The organism is Polynucleobacter sp. es-MAR-4 (assembly GCF_018882055.1).
Lineage (GTDB): Bacteria > Pseudomonadota > Gammaproteobacteria > Burkholderiales > Burkholderiaceae > Polynucleobacter.
In genome coordinates, this window is record NZ_JACVPF010000002.1 from 64,939 (window position 1) to 81,056 (window position 16,118).

Sequence of the window (16,118 nt, forward strand, 5' to 3'; positions counted from 1 at the left end):
CTCAATAACTCTTAAAGTGTTCTAGCGACTTCAGTAACTTCAAACGCTTCAAGTTGATCGCCCTCTTTGATGTCGTTGTAGCCTTTTAATGACAGACCACATTCAACACCGGCGCGAACTTCTTTTGCATCATCTTTAAAGCGCTTGAGAGAATCCAATTCGCCAGTCCAGATTACGACGTTGTCACGCAAGAGGCGGACACTAGAGGTGCGCTTAACAACACCATCGAGCACCAAGCAACCTGCAATCGCGCCAACTTTAGATACCAAGAAGACTTGACGAATCTCCACCATACCGGTGATTTCTTCTTTCTTATCTGGTGTCAACATGCCGCTTAAGGCCGCTTTCACTTCATCAACCGCGTCATAAATAATGTTGTGATAACGAATATCGACACCATTGTTCTCAGCTAACTTACGAGCTGCACCATCCGCACGAGAGTTAAAGCCAATAATGACGGCCTTAGAAGCAACGGCCAAGTTAACGTCGGTCTCAGTAATTCCACCCACCGCTGCGTGAACGATTTGAACTTTCACCTCTGCAGTAGAGAGCTTTTGCAATGACTGTGACAATGCTTCTTGAGAACCTTGTACGTCCGCCTTGATGATCAATGGCAACAACTTCGCTTCAATAGCACCCTCTTCCATGTTTTCCATCATGGTTTCGAGTTTGAATGCTTGTTGTTTAGCCAACTTCACATCACGGAACTTGCCTTGGCGGAAGAGTGCGATCTCACGCGCTTTACGCTCGTCAGGAACTACTTGCACTGCTTCACCTGCTGCAGGAACTTCGGATAAACCTTGAATCTCTACAGGGATAGATGGACCAGCTTCGTTACATGGCTTGCCGTTTTCATCCAACATCGCACGAACACGACCGTAGGTTGAACCAGCCAACAACATATCACCACGCTTGAGCGTGCCAGACTGAACCAAAATAGTGGCAACAGGACCGCGACCCTTATCCAAACGCGCCTCAATAACGAGACCCTGCGCTGGAGCATCTTTCGCTGCCTTGAGTTCCAAAATTTCTGCTTGCAAGAGTACGTTCTCAAGCAAGGCATCAATGCCGTCACCTGTTTTAGCGGAAACGCCAATAAATGGCACATCACCACCGTACTCTTCTGGAACCACTTGCTCAGCAACCAACTCAGTCTTAACGCGCTCTAAGTTCGCTTCTGGCTTATCAATCTTATTAATTGCAACAACAATAGGAACGCCACCAGCAACTGCGTGAGCAATAGCTTCCTTCGTTTGCGGCATCACGCCGTCATCGGCTGCAACAACCAAGATCACGATATCCGTTGCCTTAGCACCACGAGCACGCATTGCCGTAAAGGCTTCGTGACCCGGAGTATCGAGGAAGGTAATCATGCCGCGTGGAGTTTCAACGTGATAAGCGCCAATGTGTTGCGTAATACCACCGGCTTCGCCAGTAGCAACTTTAGCTGCGCGAATCTTATCGAGCAAAGATGTTTTACCGTGGTCAACGTGACCCATCACCGTAACAACTGGTGGACGCGGCAATAACTCTGCATCGTGACCAGTAATGCCGAGATCTAAATCTGGATCATCTAACTTAGCAGCATGAGCAGTGTGGCCCATTTCTTCTACGATGATCATGGCAGTATCTTGATCCAAGATCTGGTTGATGGTTACCATCTGACCCATACCCATCAAGAGCTTGATCACTTCAGCACTCTTCACGGCCATTGCGTGAGCTAACTCAGCAACCGTAATAGTTTCAGGAACATGAACATCGCGTACAACTGGTTCTGTTGGAACTTGGAAATTGGTATCGACGTTGGCTTCTGCAATTTGACGTTGCTTTCTTCGGCCACCGCCTGAACGCCAACCACCTACACCGCCAGAGCTGTCGCCACGAGTCTTAAGACCACCAGGTTTCTTGGCACCCTCTTCTTGCCAAGTAGAGGAAGTCTCTGCAGACTTAATTGTCTTGCCACCAACCTTGGCAACTGCTTTTTTCTTATCGTCAGCACCTTCAGCTTTAGCAGGCTTATGCAGCGTGCCTTTTTTAGCTTCTTCAGCAGCAATTTCACTTGGCGCCTTGAGAACACGTGCAGGTGCACTCATCATGTCGCGAATCGCTAAAGCTTCAGCCTCAGCAGCAGCACGACGTTTTGTAATATCGGCCAACTGTGCTTTATTGGCATCAGCGACGTCTTTGGCAGCTTTATCAGCTTGCGCTTTCTTGTCAGCAGCTTTTGCAGCGGCTGCAGAACCATCATCATCTGACTTGATTGCTTTCTCAACAACAGGCTCGGCAGCGCTTGCAGCAGCTGCAGCGTCAGCTTCTTTTTGGCGAGCATCTTCTGCCGCTTTCATTTCCGCCTCTTGACGAGCTAGTAACTCAGCTTGACGAGTCGCTTCAGCTGCGCGTTTTTCTAACTCTTCAGGAGAAAGGATAGGTTTAGCGGGAGCTGCAGGGGCAACTTCTTTAGCCACCGGAGCTGGAGTCTCTTCAGGAGCTTTATCTCCTGCTTTAACTAGTACGCGCTTTTTACGAACCTCAACCTGAACGGTACGAGTACGACCAGCAGAATCTGCCTGGCGAATCTCGGAGTTTTCGCGCTTGATTAAAGTAATCTTTTTACGACTACCTGTATCTGCACTTCCATGCTCTTTTTGCAAATGCTCAAGCAGGACAGTCTTGTCCTTTTCGGTAATGCTGTCGTCCTCAGAACCTTTTTCAATACCGGCCGCCTTCAATTGCTCCAGAAGGTCAGGCGCGGTACGTTTTAATTCTTTAGCGAGTACTTTTACTGTTGTTGCCATGTACTACTTCCTCTCATGAAGTAAACCAATGTTCGCGCGCTTTCATGATGAGCGTTTTCGCGGTTTCTTCGTCAATTTGTGTCGCCTCAACTAGCTCATCAACAGCCAGTTCAGCTAAGTCGTCACGTGTGTGAACTTGATTGTCAGCAAGCTTGGCAATCAACTCAGTAGTCATTCCCTCGAGGGAACGTAAATCTTGTGAGACTTCGCCAACGCGCTCTTCTTTAGCCAATTCCATGGTCAAGAGGGAGTCACGCGCACGAGTACGCAATTCATTTACTGTGTCTTCGTCGAAAGAATCAATTTCTAACATTTCAGAAAGAGGTACATAAGCAACCTCTTCCAATGTGTTGAAACCCTCTTCAATCAAGATGTCAGCAACTTCTTGGTCAACGTCCAATTTGTCCATAAACAATTGACGTACAGAAGCAGCTTCTTTTTCTGTTTTCTCAGCAGACTCTTCTGGAGTCATGATGTTGATCTGCCAACCAGTCAACTCACTAGCCAGGCGAACGTTCTGTCCGCTACGGCCAATCGCGATTGCCAAATTCTCTTCATCAACTACCACATCCATGGCGTGACGCTCTTCGTCAACCACGATAGAAGACACTTGAGCTGGAGCCAAGGCGCCAATCACAAACTGCGCTGGATCCTCTGACCACAACACGATGTCCACTGCTTCGCCAGCTACTTCATTACGCACTGCAGTAACGCGTGTGCCACGAACACCAACGCAGGTACCGATTGGATCGATACGCTTGTCATAAGTAATCACGGCAATTTTTGCGCGGATACCAGGATCACGAGCTGCGCCTTTAATCTCTAATAAACCCTGCTCCATTTCTGGAACTTCGTTCTCAAACAACTTGATCAAGAAATCTGGGCAAGTACGTGAGAGCTCGATCTGTGGGCCACGGGCTTCACGATCAACTTTCAGAATATAGGCGCGAACACGGTCACCAGAACGGAGGTTCTCTTTCGGGATCATTTGATCGCGACGTAACAACGCCTCAACTCGACCAGACTCAATAATCAAACCATTCTTGTCAGCACGCTTCACGGTACCGGTCATGACTTTTTCGCCACGCTCAAGGTAGTCGTTCAAAATCTGCTCACGCTCAGCATCACGAATACGCTGCAAGATCACCTGCTTAGCAGCTTGTGCACCGATACGGCCAAAGGCTAAAGATTCGATTTGCTCTTCGATAAATTCGCCAACTTCCATGTCAGGGAATTGCTCGAGCGCTTCAAAATGGAGGATTTCTTTATCCGGCTCCTGGAGACCCGCTTCATCAGGAACAACCAACCAGCGACGGAAGGTTTCGTATTCACCAGACTCGCGATCAATCGATACACGAATATCCACATCTTCTGTCGGATAACGTTTCTTAGTGGCTGATGCCAACGCCATTTCTAGCGCCTCAAACACAATCGCTTGATCTACGTTCTTTTCACGCGCTAAGGCGTCTGCCAACATGAGAACTTCTCGGCTCATGACTTTCTTCCTTTGAAATCAATAACAGGGACCAACCGAGTCTTATCGACCTCGGCTAAAGAAAACTCCAATTGAGATTCAGTGCCATCAGCACCTTCAAACAACAAACCAAATTTCGCATCAGGCGAATCTAATTCACCACTCAGCAAACCTTGCAACACACCACGAAACTTCTTGCGATCGCCAACGGCAACTCGCAACTTCAAATCCACTTCCATTCCAGAAAAGCGCTCGTAATCAGCCGCTGACTTCACAGGGCGATCTAGACCAGGAGAAGAAATCTCTAGACGCTCAAAGGGAATGTTTTCCACTGGCAAGGTGTAGCTCAGTTGGTGACTTACCTTTTCGCAATCCTGGACATTAATCAAACGCTCGTAATCCGGGTTTTCAATCGTGACACGCAGCAAACCTCCGGCTTCACGCTCGATATCCACTAGCGTGTACCCTAGGTTTTCTACTTCTGCAGAAATAATCCGCTGATCCTTCACGAATACCCTTCAATCCAAAACGGCAAAAAAAAATGGGCTTCAAAGCCCATATTCTCGAAATTCAGAACAGGCCGACTTACGTTGATCGCAACATCAGTCGGTAACAACTCAAAACAGCAGCGAACTGCTGTAAGACCGAAATTATAGCCGATTTAGAGGAAAACCGATAGAAATCAGAAGCTTTCGCCTGGATTTCGCGGTTTTCTAGGGCCTTTATTGAAAGGTTTACGCCCTTTTGGTGCACCCCGTTTAGGGCCATTTCCTGGACTTTGGGGGCTTGCCGTCACAAAAGCAGACTGTCCATGATGGACTTTCTTGCCTTTATTGCGGTTTTGACCTTGGCCACCCTGTCCGCCACCTTGACCGCCCTGGCCACCTGCACCGGGACGACCGCCTTGGGTACGACCTCGGAAAGGGCCTCGGCCTTCGCTCGAACCACCGCCACCAGGTTTACCACCCCTACTTTGATGGGTTAGAGCACCATGGCCACTGGCCTGGGTTAATGCATCTCGTGAACCCCAGTAAGAAACTGAGGTTTGCATTGGATCTGGCTGGAAATCCCCGCCTGAAGCAGGATTACGATCACGTCCATGAGCTCCAGAAGCTGGACCACGACCTTTATCTTGCGGCTGAGGCATTTTTAAGCCTGCAAACTTCATCAGGTTGTAGATGCCGCCGGCTTCAATTTCCTCCCATTTACCCCTTCTTAAACGTGGAGGCAATAAGAAAATACCGTAACGCGTACGAATCAAGCGAGAGACGACATGCCCGACTGCTTCAAACATACGACGCACTTCGCGATTGCGACCTTCAGTCAAGGCAACGTGGTACCAACGGTTTGCACCTTCACCACCACCCATAGAAAGTCGTAAGAATTTGGCTTGGCCGTCATCCAAGGTAATACCGCTCTTCAATTGAGTCATATTTTCTTGACTCAAATCACCCAAAATACGGACAGCATATTCGCGCTCGACACCATAGCGTGGATGCATTAAGCGATTCGCCAATTCACCAGAAGTTGTAAAGAGTAGGAGACCTTCTGTATTGAAGTCCAAACGCCCTACTGCTATCCAACGTCCTTGACGCGGTTTTGGCAATCGATCAAATACTGTTGGACGACCTTCAGGATCGGACTGACTCACAATCTCGCCAGCAGGCTTGTGATACATGATCACGCGCGGTGGCTTAGTCTGAATCTTGCGATGCACAGGCTTGCCGTTAATGCGTACCTGATCGGTTGGCCCAATACGTTGGCCAATATGGGCTGGCAATCCATTTACGGATACGCGCCCTTGAATAATCAAGTCTTCCATATCGCGACGTGAACCCATACCGACATCAGCCAGCACTTTGTGCAACTTCACGGTATCTTCGTCGTCAGCGTCGTCGTCCAAACCATCTAAGTCTGACCAAACTTCATCACGCAAGCTCAGTGGTAAATCATCGATGTTTGCAAATTGCAAACTGCTCATCTCATCGTCGCTAGGCGTATCGGCATCTTCGTCATGGCGCACTCGTTGTGCACGACGCTCAGCACCAGTCTGATGAGAAATCTCACTCTCATTTAGACCATCAGGATTTTTAACCTCAAGGACTTCAGGCGCATCTAATGCAGCGTCGAATTCTCCAGAAACCACTGATGCAAATAAAGCCTCGCTCTCAGCTGGATTCGGCGCTAGCTTAGCGGCGGAATGATTGCCACCCTCGCGCGCGCCACTAGACTCACCGCCTTCACGACGAGGCCGATCTTTATTGAATGGGCGTTTCTTATTAAAAGGGTGTTTACTAGCGCCGGCGCCTTGGCGGCGTGGACGACGTTGACCGCCTTCGCGCCCTTCACCCTTCGCGCCGTCTGCATTATTGGATGCAGATTCAGAACCAGGAGAATTATCCGATGTGGGCTTAATCGGAGATGAATCGTTTTCGTTATGACTTGTCATTAATAATTATTTTTGTTCGTCTGTTTTATCTTCAGACTCTGGAGAAACTTCTTCTACTTCTTCACTTGTCTCTTCGCTGATTTCAACATCAGCAATCTCAATTTCTTCGTTGCTGGATTCTTCGTTGCTAGATTCTTCATGCCCTAATTCTTCACTTGCTGACTGAATAATGGGTTGGCCATCTTCATCCAACTCAATCACTGTTTCCACAGTAGCACTCGGATCAAACTCCATTACCGCTTGACCTAATTGCTCTGCTGCAGCCATCGGCGCAGCGTCTTCGAGCATTGGTAAGCTTTGTAAATTCGTGAGGCTCAAGTCATCTAAAAATTGTTTCGTGGTGGCATATAAGCCTGGGCGACCCACAGTCTCTTTATGACCAATGACTTCAACCCAACCACGATCCTCTAGCTGCTTCATCACATTGCTGCTGACCGCAACACCACGAATCTCTTCAATCTCGCCGCGAGTCACTGGTTGACGGTAGGCAATAATCGCCAGGGTTTCCATTACGGCACGAGAGTACTTTGGCGGCTTTTCTGGAGTTAAGCGATCAAGGTACTCACGCATCGCTAATCGGCTCTGAAAACGCCAGCCAGTTGCAATGCGCACCAACTCCATGCCTTTATCTTCCCACGCTTTTTGAAGCTCTAAAAGAGCGTCATCAATTTCGCCAGGAGCAATATCTTCGGCAAATAAGCGCGTCAGATCAGCAACTGTGAGTGGTTCTTGCGCGCACAAGAGGGCTGTTTCAATTACGTGTTTATTGTGATCATCCATAAAATTCGGGCTATCAGGCAATCACCTGATGAGACTATAAAAATGTATTTCAGTAATGGGTTGGTAGTGTTCTGGTGGCGCTATTTAGCTACTACGGGCAATTCATCTCCGAAAATCCTTGTGGGAGAGCTGTCCGCGCTGAAACGAAGTCTTTTTCGCTCACCGTTTGGCCATTATAAGGGAGGCTCAATACAATAGCCACATGCACGAAAATACAGCCCTAGCCCAATCTTTAGCCCCCGAGACTGACTCAAGACGCCGCTTTCTGGGCCTAGGCCTTGGTTTGGGCGCCCTGATTGGGGGTTCAAACCTGACTGGGTGCAGCTTAATGAGTAGCCGCAAGCCTGTAGTCGGCTTAGCCCTGGGAGCAGGAGCAGCTCGAGGCTTTGCCCACGTCGGCGTCATTAAGGCATTAGAAGCGCAGGGCATCAGGCCAGATATTGTGGTCGGTAGTAGCGCCGGAAGTGTGATTGCTGCACTACTTGCCTCTGGTGCGACAGGCAACGACCTGAACCGACTTGCATTAAATCTGGATGAGGCAACTATTGCCGACTGGGGACTTCCTTTCGCTGGTAGGTTTGGCGGCCTCATTAAAGGGGATGCCCTACAGAACATGGTGAATCGCGAAGTACAAAATAAATCCATTGAACAAATGCGTATCCCATTAGGTATTGTCGCAACTGAGTTGCAGTCCGGAAAAGGCATTTTGTTTCGCTCCGGCAATACAGGCCTAGCCGTACGTGCCTCATGTAGTGTTCCAGGCGTATTCCAGCCAGCCGTCATTAGCGGCAAAGAGTATGTTGATGGTGGATTAGTTGCGCCCGTCCCAGTCAGCTATGCCCGGCAGATGGGTGCCACACTGGTGATTGCAGTCAATATTTCCTCGGAACCTGTTCATCAAGATGCCAGCGGCACCTTTGGCATCATGCAACAAACGATTTCGATCATGCAGCGAAGCATCAATCAATACGAACTGAAAAGTGCTGACATCGTCATTACGCCCCACCTCAAGCAAATGAGTAGCGGTGAATTTAAATCCAGAAATGCTGCAATTCTCGCCGGCGAAGTCGCAACCCAAGAGCAAATGGCTGTCCTGAAAGAGAAGCTGCGAGGCTAGCCCTAGGGCCAACTTTCCAAGCGAGAGAGATTGATTTAGGATTCGGTGCAATTGTTTATGAGATCTATCGCCGCCCTCCTTAAAATCTTGATACTGTTGGCCATAGCCATGCAAGCTCATCACACCTCTGCTCAGGCAGGGGCAGCAGCCTCAGCAGCCAATAATTTCCTAAAGAAAAGAACCGACGCCTTCATGACCATCACGGGTTACTCACTCACCCCGGATGTCACAACTGGATCACTGTCGATCACCGATAAAGGTGGAGATAACCCGAGTCTACAAATGATTTCTCTTGGGGGTGGTGATCGTATTAGCGCTAGCTTTCCACTCTATCTCGAGGGAACAATTGCCGTGAATCGTTATAACCCAACATTTAGTGATGGGATTGGCAACACCGGCGTCACAGTACCCGTCCATTGGAATGGCATTACAGGTACAGGTGGTGTTGGCTGGGACTTCCCACTCACAGATAACTTACGCATTCGCCCGATTGCCAACATCATGCTTGGCCACGTAGAAAGCGACATCTCAATCGCCTCTCGCTATCTCAATAATCAAAAGGGAATTGATCTGCAATTTTTAAATGGCGGTCGCATGAATGCCTACGGTACAGGTGGCTCCTTGATGCTGGACTACGAAGACTACAAACCTGAACGCGAATACGATGCTGAGTTGCGTTACACGAATATTGCCATCAATACCTTTGACAGCTCTACTGCTGTTCAAGGCTCCGCAGACTCACAAAGTCTCGGCCTGTGGGCTCGTGCCAGATATCCAACTCCACTAACAGTCCTTGAGAGACCCTTACGCGCTGTATTTGAATTAGCGCACACCGAGTTTCTTGGGCAGCTACGAGGTGCTCTTGGATTTGACTCACTCTCCTCCGTAGGCACAGGATTTGAAGTAGACAGAAGTGCGTCTGATCCCATGTTTAGTAGGGTGAGAGTGGTATTTCGTTATCAATTTGGACAGAACGTCCGAGGCACTTCAATTGGCTTAGCAGCCAGTTTCTAACTCACTACAACAGATTAGAGACTTTGAGATTTACGCTTCAGCTTGTTCACTTCGTTGAGCAGCTCTTGACGCTCTGCATCACCCAAGTTGTCGCTGCCATCTAAACGGCGAGCACCATCAAAACGTTTATCCCAGTAGAGACTCCCAAGATCATCAACGCGTACGCTAGTGCCTTTCGATGGGGAATGGATAAACTTATTGTCGCCAACATAAATGCCGACATGAGAGAAAGTTAAGCGCATGGTGTTGAAGAAAACTAAGTCACCAGGCTGCAATTCTTCGCGAGTAATCGGCTTACCAACGCGGCTCATTTGCGTGGATTTGCGCGGCAATAAAAAACCTAATTTGTCTTTAAACACATAACCCACAAAACTGCTGCCATCCAAGCCGGATTGCGGCAACTCTGTATCCCAGCGGTAACGCACACCAATTACTTCCATAGCGCGGTTAATCAATTCATCTGATTTACCAGTAACGGAATCTGCTAATCGATCCGATACACGAGCAAAGTAAGACTTGCCTACCTGGAACATGCTTTCTTTAGGGGTCTCTTTGACCACCTCAACAGGAGCATCCTTTGCTGCCTCCGGGGCGGCATCCGCCGCAATTGCCAGATTTGCAGCCAAGGCAAATGTCATCAGCAAAGCCAGTGGCGTGCGCTTAACTACCTTTGGCAGGAGGTCTTTTTGAAAGGACATCATTCCATTCTAACAAAGAAGACCTATTTCGCCAAATGCTAGCCCAAGGGCTAACTCATTGTTTTCAATGAAATATTTTCTATAAAGGGGCATAAATGAACCCATTTGCTGCCTTGAAGAGCGCATTTGGGCAAGGCGCTAGGTCAGCTCGGCGGCAGCAAAAAGCTCTTTGGTATAGGTCTGGCGGGGGTGCTTAATGAGAGTTTCAGTGTCACCAAACTCCACTACCCTGCCCGCTTTGAGAACCATGACTTCATGGGACATGGCTCTAATCACCGCCAAATCATGGCTAATCATCAGATAGGCCAAGTTGTATTTTTTCTGGAGCTCAGTCAATAAGGCAAGCACTTGTTTTTGAATCGAGACATCCAAGGCTGAAGTGGGTTCATCCAAGACCAGGATCTGCGGCTTCAGAATCAAAGCACGGGCAATCGCAATGCGCTGCCTTTGCCCACCTGAAAATTCATGGGGATAACGAGTGAGAGCAGAACGATCAATGCCAACCTCCCTCAGAATATCTAAGACACGAGACTCACGTTCCGCTGCAGACAAATTTGGAAAGTGCACATCTAGACCTTCTGAAACAATTTGCATCACATTCATACGAGGAGAAAGTGAGCCAAAGGGATCTTGAAAAATCACCTGCAGACTTGAGCGCATGGCGCGACGCTCTGCTGGCTTTAACTTTTGCCAATCAACGCCAAGCACATCTACATCACCCATAATTTCTGCAGCAGAGTCACCCAGCAAGCCTAAGACCGCCATACCGAGAGTAGTTTTGCCAGAACCAGATTCGCCAATGACGCCTATCGTCTGTCCTTGCTTAAGTTCAAAACTCACCTTACGCAAGACCTGATGACGTGGAGACTTTTTAAACCAAGTAGTCGCTTCAGTGCCCGGGTAAGAGACAGATAAATTCTCCGTCTTCAGTAGAACTGGCGCTAGTGGTATTACAGGCGCTAGATCACGCACAGGCTCGCTATTTACCAGGGCTTTTGTATAAGGATTATCTGGATGCTCAAATACCTGCTTGGTATACCCCACCTCCATGAGATTACCCTGATTTAATACAGCAACGCGATGAGCAAAATGTTTTACTAAATTGAGATCATGAGTGATCAACAGAATCGCCATGCCACCATGATCTTTGGATTCTTCTTGCAACTCTTTAAGTAAATCCAGAATCTGTAAACGCAAACTCACATCCAAAGCGGTAGTGGGTTCATCGGCAATCAACAATTTGGGCTTGCAGGCCAAAGCCATTGCAATCATGGCGCGCTGACGCTGACCACCGGATAGCTGATGAGGATAAGAGTGGAAGCGCTTCTCTGGCTCCGGGATGCCTGTCTTCTGAAGCAGATCAATTGCTGCAGACATGCAATCTGCCTTGGAGATTAAGGGTTGATATATCTGAACTGCCTCGACAATTTGATTACCGATAGTGAACAAAGGATTGAGCGCAGTCATGGGCTCCTGAAAGACCATGGCAATCTCACGACCCCGAATCTCACGAATACCTTGAATTGGTAAATCCAACAAATTGACTGGTTGGTTGCCGGCATTTGCATGCTTACCGTTCCACAGAATTCGGCCCGATGTTTTTGCCCCTTCAGGCTCAAGACGCAGTGGTGCTAAAGCAGTCAGCGTCTTGCCTGAGCCAGACTCCCCAACCAAGGCAACGCGCTCACCTACCCCAATCTCTAGGTCAAGATGGTTAACAGCAAATTTTTCACGCCGACCCGAACCAAAAGAGATTGAGAAATCTTCATAACGAAGTAAAGGAGCCACTGGTTTACTGGAGTTGTTCACTTCGCTCATGAGCGGCCTCCACTCATAGTGCCTGACTTGCGAGAATCAAACGCATCACGTAAGGCCTCACCCATAAAGGTGAGCAAGAGCAAGGTAGCAACCAAGACTACAAAGGTCGAAAGTGAAATCCACCAAGCATCTAAATTGCTTTTACCTTGAGAGAGCAGCTCTCCAAGGCTTGGGGTGCCTGGCGGAACACCTAAGCCCAAGAAATCCAAGCTCGTGAGCGACAAAATCGCTGCACTCATTCTGAAGGGTAAAAAAGTAATGACTGGTGTCAGGCTATTCGGCAAAATATGACGACGCATGATCTGCAAATTCGTTAATCCTAGCGCTCGGGCTGCGCGCACGTACTCTAGAGCGCGATTGCGGAAGAACTCGGCACGGACGTAGTCAGACAGACCCATCCAACCAAACGCTGCTAACAAAATAATTAATAGCCAAATGCTCGGATTAAAGATGGAAGCAAAGATGATGAGTAGATACAACTCTGGCATCGCCGACCAAATCTCAATCAAGCGCTGAGAGATAAGGTCAAACTTACCGCCAAAGAATCCCATCAAAGAGCCGGTGATGATGCCCACACTCACGCCAACGATGGTGAGAGCCAAACCAAACAAAATCGATAAGCGGAATCCATAAATTAAGCGAGCAAGAACATCGCGCCCCCGATCGTCAGTGCCTAACCAGTTATCAAAGGACGGTGGCGCAGGGTTGGGCACCTTTGAAAAGTAGTTGAGCGTTTCATAGCTATAGGGGATTGGTGGATAAATTGCCCAATTACCATTACTCGTAATGTTGCGACGAATATCGGGATCTAAAAAATCGGTTGGTGTCGCAAAGTCACCACCAAATACTCTCTCGGGTTGTGATTTCACAATCGGGAAATAGAACTTACCTTCATAGCGGACTACCAAAGGTTTGTCATTGGCAATCAGTTCAGCACACATAGACAGGCCAAACAAGATCATGAAAATCCAGAGGCTGGCATAACCCATGCGGCTGTTTTTAAATCGATGCCAGCGACTCATGAACCACCTCCAGCACCAAACTGAATGCGTGGATCAATATAGACATAACAAAGATCTGAAATCAACTTAGTAAACAAGCCAATCAGCGTGAAGAGATAGAGCGTTCCAAAAACGACTGGGTAGTCGCGGCGCATGACTGACTCGTAAGACAGCAAACCTAAGCCATCCAAAGAAAATAAGGTTTCGATTAATAGCGAGCCAGTAAAAAAGGCGCCAATGAATGCTGCTGGAAATCCAGTCACCAAGGGCAAGAGTGCATTGCGAAAGACATGCTTCCAGAGGACTTGCTTCTCGCTTAGACCTTTGGCTCTCGCAGTCAATACGTATTGCTTACGAATCTCCTCCAAAAAGGAATTTTTAGTCAGCATAGTAACGACTGCAAAACTACCTAAAACTGAAGCAGTAATTGGCAATACTAAATGCCACAAATAATCCATTACCTTGCCCATCATGCTCAGCTCACTCCAGTTATCTGAAGTCAGCCCACGCAGTGGGAATATTTGCAAGAAACTACCGCCACCAAAAATAACCAAGAGCAGGACTCCCAACACAAATCCTGGAATGGCATAACCCACCAGAATCATCGTGCTGGTGATTGCATCAAAACGCGACCCATCTCTGACAGCTTTAGCGATACCTAAGGGTATCGATACCAAGTAGGTCAAAAAGAAAGTCCACAAACCAATACTGATAGATACCGGTAACTTAGAGATCACTAACTGCCAAACACTTTGGTGTTGGTAATAGCTCTCGCCTAAATCAAATTGCGCAAAGCGCTTGAGCATCATGAAATAACGCTCTACAGGCGGCTTATCAAAGCCATATAAGGCCTTGACCTCAGCCAAGCGCTCAGCATCCACACCTTGGCGGCCACGATAATTGCTTCCACCACCCGAAGACTCTGCCCCACTAACTGCAGCATCGCCTTTACCTTTGAGCTCCAGCATCAACTGCTCGACTGGACCGCCGGGTACAAACTGCACTACAGCAAAGGTGAGAGTTAAAACGCCTAACAAGGTAGGAATCATTAACAACACGCGCTTGAAAATATAAGACCACATTTGCCCTTGCATTAGCGCGCCCCCTCTTTCCACCAATTGAGCAGAATCCAAGATTCAGCGGTGTAATACAAAGGAGGCTCTGGGTAGCGCATCTCTTTACGATACGCGATTCGATGCGTTGGGTTGTACCACTGAGGGATCACGTAATAACTATTCCAAAGCACCCGGTCCAAGGCCCTAGTGGCCGCACGCAACTCTTCACGAGTCTGGGCTTTGACAACCGCATCTACTAGGGCATCCACAACCGGAGACTGAACTCCAATGACATTGTCTGAGCCTTTTTCTTTTGCAGCCTGGCTACCAAATCGGTCCCACAACTCATTGCCTGGGCTTTGTGAATCCGGAAAACGAATCGTAGTCATATCAAAGTCATATTCATCCATGCGCTTTTGATGTAAAGCAAAGTCACTCGTCCGAATATCCACCTGAATACCCAACTTCTCCAGATTGCGCACGTAAGAGGAAATCACCCTCAAGAAAAATGGGCCGTCTTCGACCATCTCAAAACGGAAGGGCTCGCCCTGCATATTGCGTAAGGCCCCATCTCGATACTGCCAACCAGCCTGAGCTAATAAGTCTCGTGCTTTGCGCAGGTTCTGACGCAGGCTATCCGGGGAAGCAGTGGAAGGTGCAGCAGGCATTGGGCCAAAGACAGCATCCGGCACCCACTTGGGATATTGCGCCTTCAGTGGTTTGAGTAATTTCAATTCTGCTTCAGTGGGTTTACGAGGGCCATCGAAATTGGCACTCAGATCACTATTAGTAAAGTAGCTATTAATGCGACTGTATTGCTCAAAGAAAAGCTGACGATTTAACCACTCAAAGTCCAGTGCATAACCCAATGCTTGTCGCACACGTGGGTCCTGAAAAATCGGACGGCGCACATTCATTGCAAAACCTTGCATACCTGCGCCGTTGTGATTGAGGAAAGCTTTCTTTTCTAAAGTGCCATCATTAAATCTGGGACCGACATAACTCTTTGCCCAATTCTTAGCGCGGTATTCCACCAGCGCATCAAACTCCCCAGCCTTAAAGGCTTCTAGGCGAACGGCATCATCACTATAGAGCTTGTAGTTCACGCGATCAAAGTTATAAAAACCGACGCGGACATTGAGTGTCTTGCCACCTTGATCAGCCCAGTAATTCGGATTGCGCTTAAAGATCATGGTCTTGCCAGCCTTGTAAGACTCAATCACATAGGGCCCGCTCGCAATCGGCATTTCAAAAGTTAACTTATCAAAGGGGGTGATCGTACCATCGGGCTTCTTACCCCAATTACGAGAGAAGATAGGCAAGGTGCCCACCATCACCGGCAATTCAGGATTGCGATTCTTAAAATCAAAACGAATGACGCGATCAGAAAGAACTGCCGCTTGCTTGACATCAGCATAGACAGTTTTGAATTGTGGGTTGGCAAGCGAGCTCATCAAGGTATCAAAGCTGTGTTTGACATCGCCAGCCAAGATAGCGCTGCCATCTGAAAACTTCGCCTCAGGGCGAATCCGAAAGACCACAGACATCTTGTCAGCTGCCACCTGAATATCTTCCGCAATCAGACCATAGGCACTAGAGACCTCATCCGCACTTCCGACTGCCAGAGACTCAAACATGAGCTGAGCTATCCCAGGGGCAGCAACACCCCGCAAGGTAAATGGATTGAATTTATCAAAGCTTGTCCGGCGATCTGGGTTGGGTAAGGTCAGTGTCCCACCCCTTGGCGCATGGGGATTCACGTAGTCAAAATGGCTAAATCCATCAGCGTATTTGGGTTTACCGTACTGAGCGATTCCCTGACCACCCTGGGCCGAACCGACCGCCACCCCAGCCAGTAGGGCTAAGAGCAGCAAAGTACGGATTTGACGGATGGTGGGGAGCATGGGCATATATGCA

At 48.4% G+C, this 16,118-nt stretch carries 12 protein-coding genes; 2 read left to right on the forward strand and 10 right to left on the reverse strand.

The window, feature by feature from the left end; genetic code table 11:
- Window positions 1–11 precede the first annotated feature (11 nt).
- The 5 genes from infB to scpB form a co-directional block, all read right to left on the reverse strand.
- Window positions 12–2,795: a translation initiation factor IF-2 gene (infB, locus tag ICN16_RS06410; RefSeq protein WP_216135811.1), complete on the reverse strand. Its 2,784-nt coding sequence runs from the start codon at window positions 2,793–2,795 to the stop codon at window positions 12–14.
- Between the two features lie 13 nt (window positions 2,796–2,808).
- Window positions 2,809–4,290 (reverse strand): transcription termination factor NusA, encoded by a 1,482-nt coding sequence (nusA, locus tag ICN16_RS06415; protein ID WP_216135813.1) that lies wholly within the window; start codon window positions 4,288–4,290, stop codon window positions 2,809–2,811.
- The gene (rimP, locus tag ICN16_RS06420) at window positions 4,287–4,778 is read right to left on the reverse strand and encodes a ribosome maturation factor RimP (RefSeq protein WP_215303141.1); all 492 of its coding nucleotides are present in this window, start codon (window positions 4,776–4,778) and stop codon (window positions 4,287–4,289) included. Before rimP ends, nusA begins: the two co-directional genes overlap by 4 nt.
- A 173-nt stretch (window positions 4,779–4,951) precedes the next feature.
- The gene (gene rluB / locus ICN16_RS06425; RefSeq protein WP_216135815.1) at window positions 4,952–6,718 is read right to left on the reverse strand and encodes a 23S rRNA pseudouridine(2605) synthase RluB; all 1,767 of its coding nucleotides are present in this window, start codon (window positions 6,716–6,718) and stop codon (window positions 4,952–4,954) included.
- A 6-nt stretch (window positions 6,719–6,724) separates the two neighbouring features.
- On the reverse strand, window positions 6,725–7,498 hold the full coding sequence (scpB, locus tag ICN16_RS06430; protein WP_216135817.1) for an SMC-Scp complex subunit ScpB: 774 nt from the start codon (window positions 7,496–7,498) through the stop codon (window positions 6,725–6,727).
- 202 nt (window positions 7,499–7,700) lie between these two features.
- On the opposite strand from scpB, the gene ICN16_RS06435 reads away from it, so the two are divergent.
- Window positions 7,701–8,615 (forward strand): patatin-like phospholipase family protein, encoded by a 915-nt coding sequence (locus ICN16_RS06435; protein WP_216135818.1) that lies wholly within the window; start codon window positions 7,701–7,703, stop codon window positions 8,613–8,615.
- 108 nt (window positions 8,616–8,723) lie between these two features.
- Window positions 8,724–9,629 (forward strand): hypothetical protein, encoded by a 906-nt coding sequence (locus ICN16_RS06440; RefSeq protein WP_216135820.1) that lies wholly within the window; start codon window positions 8,724–8,726, stop codon window positions 9,627–9,629.
- A gap of 14 nt (window positions 9,630–9,643) precedes the next feature.
- Here ICN16_RS06440 and ICN16_RS06445 read toward each other — a convergent pair whose 3' ends face one another.
- From ICN16_RS06445 to ICN16_RS06465, 5 genes are all read right to left on the reverse strand, one after another.
- The gene (locus ICN16_RS06445) at window positions 9,644–10,267 is read right to left on the reverse strand and encodes a C40 family peptidase (protein WP_370625630.1); all 624 of its coding nucleotides are present in this window, start codon (window positions 10,265–10,267) and stop codon (window positions 9,644–9,646) included.
- Between the two features lie 198 nt (window positions 10,268–10,465).
- Entirely contained in the window at window positions 10,466–12,145 is a 1,680-nt protein-coding gene (locus ICN16_RS06450) for an ABC transporter ATP-binding protein (RefSeq protein ID WP_216135823.1), read from the reverse strand.
- Window positions 12,142–13,167, reverse strand: a complete 1,026-nt coding sequence (locus ICN16_RS06455) for an ABC transporter permease (RefSeq protein ID WP_216135826.1) — start codon at window positions 13,165–13,167, stop codon at window positions 12,142–12,144. The genes ICN16_RS06450 and ICN16_RS06455 overlap by 4 nt, the downstream gene beginning before the upstream one ends.
- Window positions 13,164–14,228, reverse strand: coding sequence for a microcin C ABC transporter permease YejB (locus tag ICN16_RS06460; protein WP_216135829.1), 1,065 nt, complete (start codon window positions 14,226–14,228; stop codon window positions 13,164–13,166). The genes ICN16_RS06455 and ICN16_RS06460 overlap by 4 nt, the downstream gene beginning before the upstream one ends.
- A gap of 11 nt (window positions 14,229–14,239) precedes the next feature.
- Entirely contained in the window at window positions 14,240–16,111 is a 1,872-nt protein-coding gene (locus ICN16_RS06465; RefSeq protein ID WP_216135831.1) for an extracellular solute-binding protein, read from the reverse strand.
- Between the last annotated feature and the right edge of the window lie 7 nt (window positions 16,112–16,118).

What these genes read in the sequence shown, in the direction of transcription:
- ICN16_RS06455 (WP_216135826.1), bottom strand. Translation starts at nt 13,167, where the DNA reads ATGAGTCGCTGGCATCGATTTAAAAACAGCCGCATGGGTTATGCCAGC.
- ICN16_RS06445 (WP_370625630.1), bottom strand. Translation starts at nt 10,267, where the DNA reads ATGACATTTGCCTTGGCTGCAAATCTGGCAATTGCGGCGGATGCCGCC.
- infB (WP_216135811.1), bottom strand. Translation starts at nt 2,795, where the DNA reads ATGGCAACAACAGTAAAAGTACTCGCTAAAGAATTAAAACGTACCGCG.
- ICN16_RS06460 (WP_216135829.1), bottom strand. Translation starts at nt 14,228, where the DNA reads ATGTGGTCTTATATTTTCAAGCGCGTGTTGTTAATGATTCCTACCTTG.
- nusA (WP_216135813.1), bottom strand. Translation starts at nt 4,290, where the DNA reads ATGAGCCGAGAAGTTCTCATGTTGGCAGACGCCTTAGCGCGTGAAAAG.
- scpB (WP_216135817.1), bottom strand. Translation starts at nt 7,498, where the DNA reads ATGGATGATCACAATAAACACGTAATTGAAACAGCCCTCTTGTGCGCG.
- ICN16_RS06465 (WP_216135831.1), bottom strand. Translation starts at nt 16,111, where the DNA reads ATGCCCATGCTCCCCACCATCCGTCAAATCCGTACTTTGCTGCTCTTA.
- ICN16_RS06440 (WP_216135820.1), top strand. Translation starts at nt 8,724, where the DNA reads ATGCAAGCTCATCACACCTCTGCTCAGGCAGGGGCAGCAGCCTCAGCA.
- ICN16_RS06450 (WP_216135823.1), bottom strand. Translation starts at nt 12,145, where the DNA reads ATGAGCGAAGTGAACAACTCCAGTAAACCAGTGGCTCCTTTACTTCGT.
- rluB (WP_216135815.1), bottom strand. Translation starts at nt 6,718, where the DNA reads ATGACAAGTCATAACGAAAACGATTCATCTCCGATTAAGCCCACATCG.
- ICN16_RS06435 (WP_216135818.1), top strand. Translation starts at nt 7,701, where the DNA reads ATGCACGAAAATACAGCCCTAGCCCAATCTTTAGCCCCCGAGACTGAC.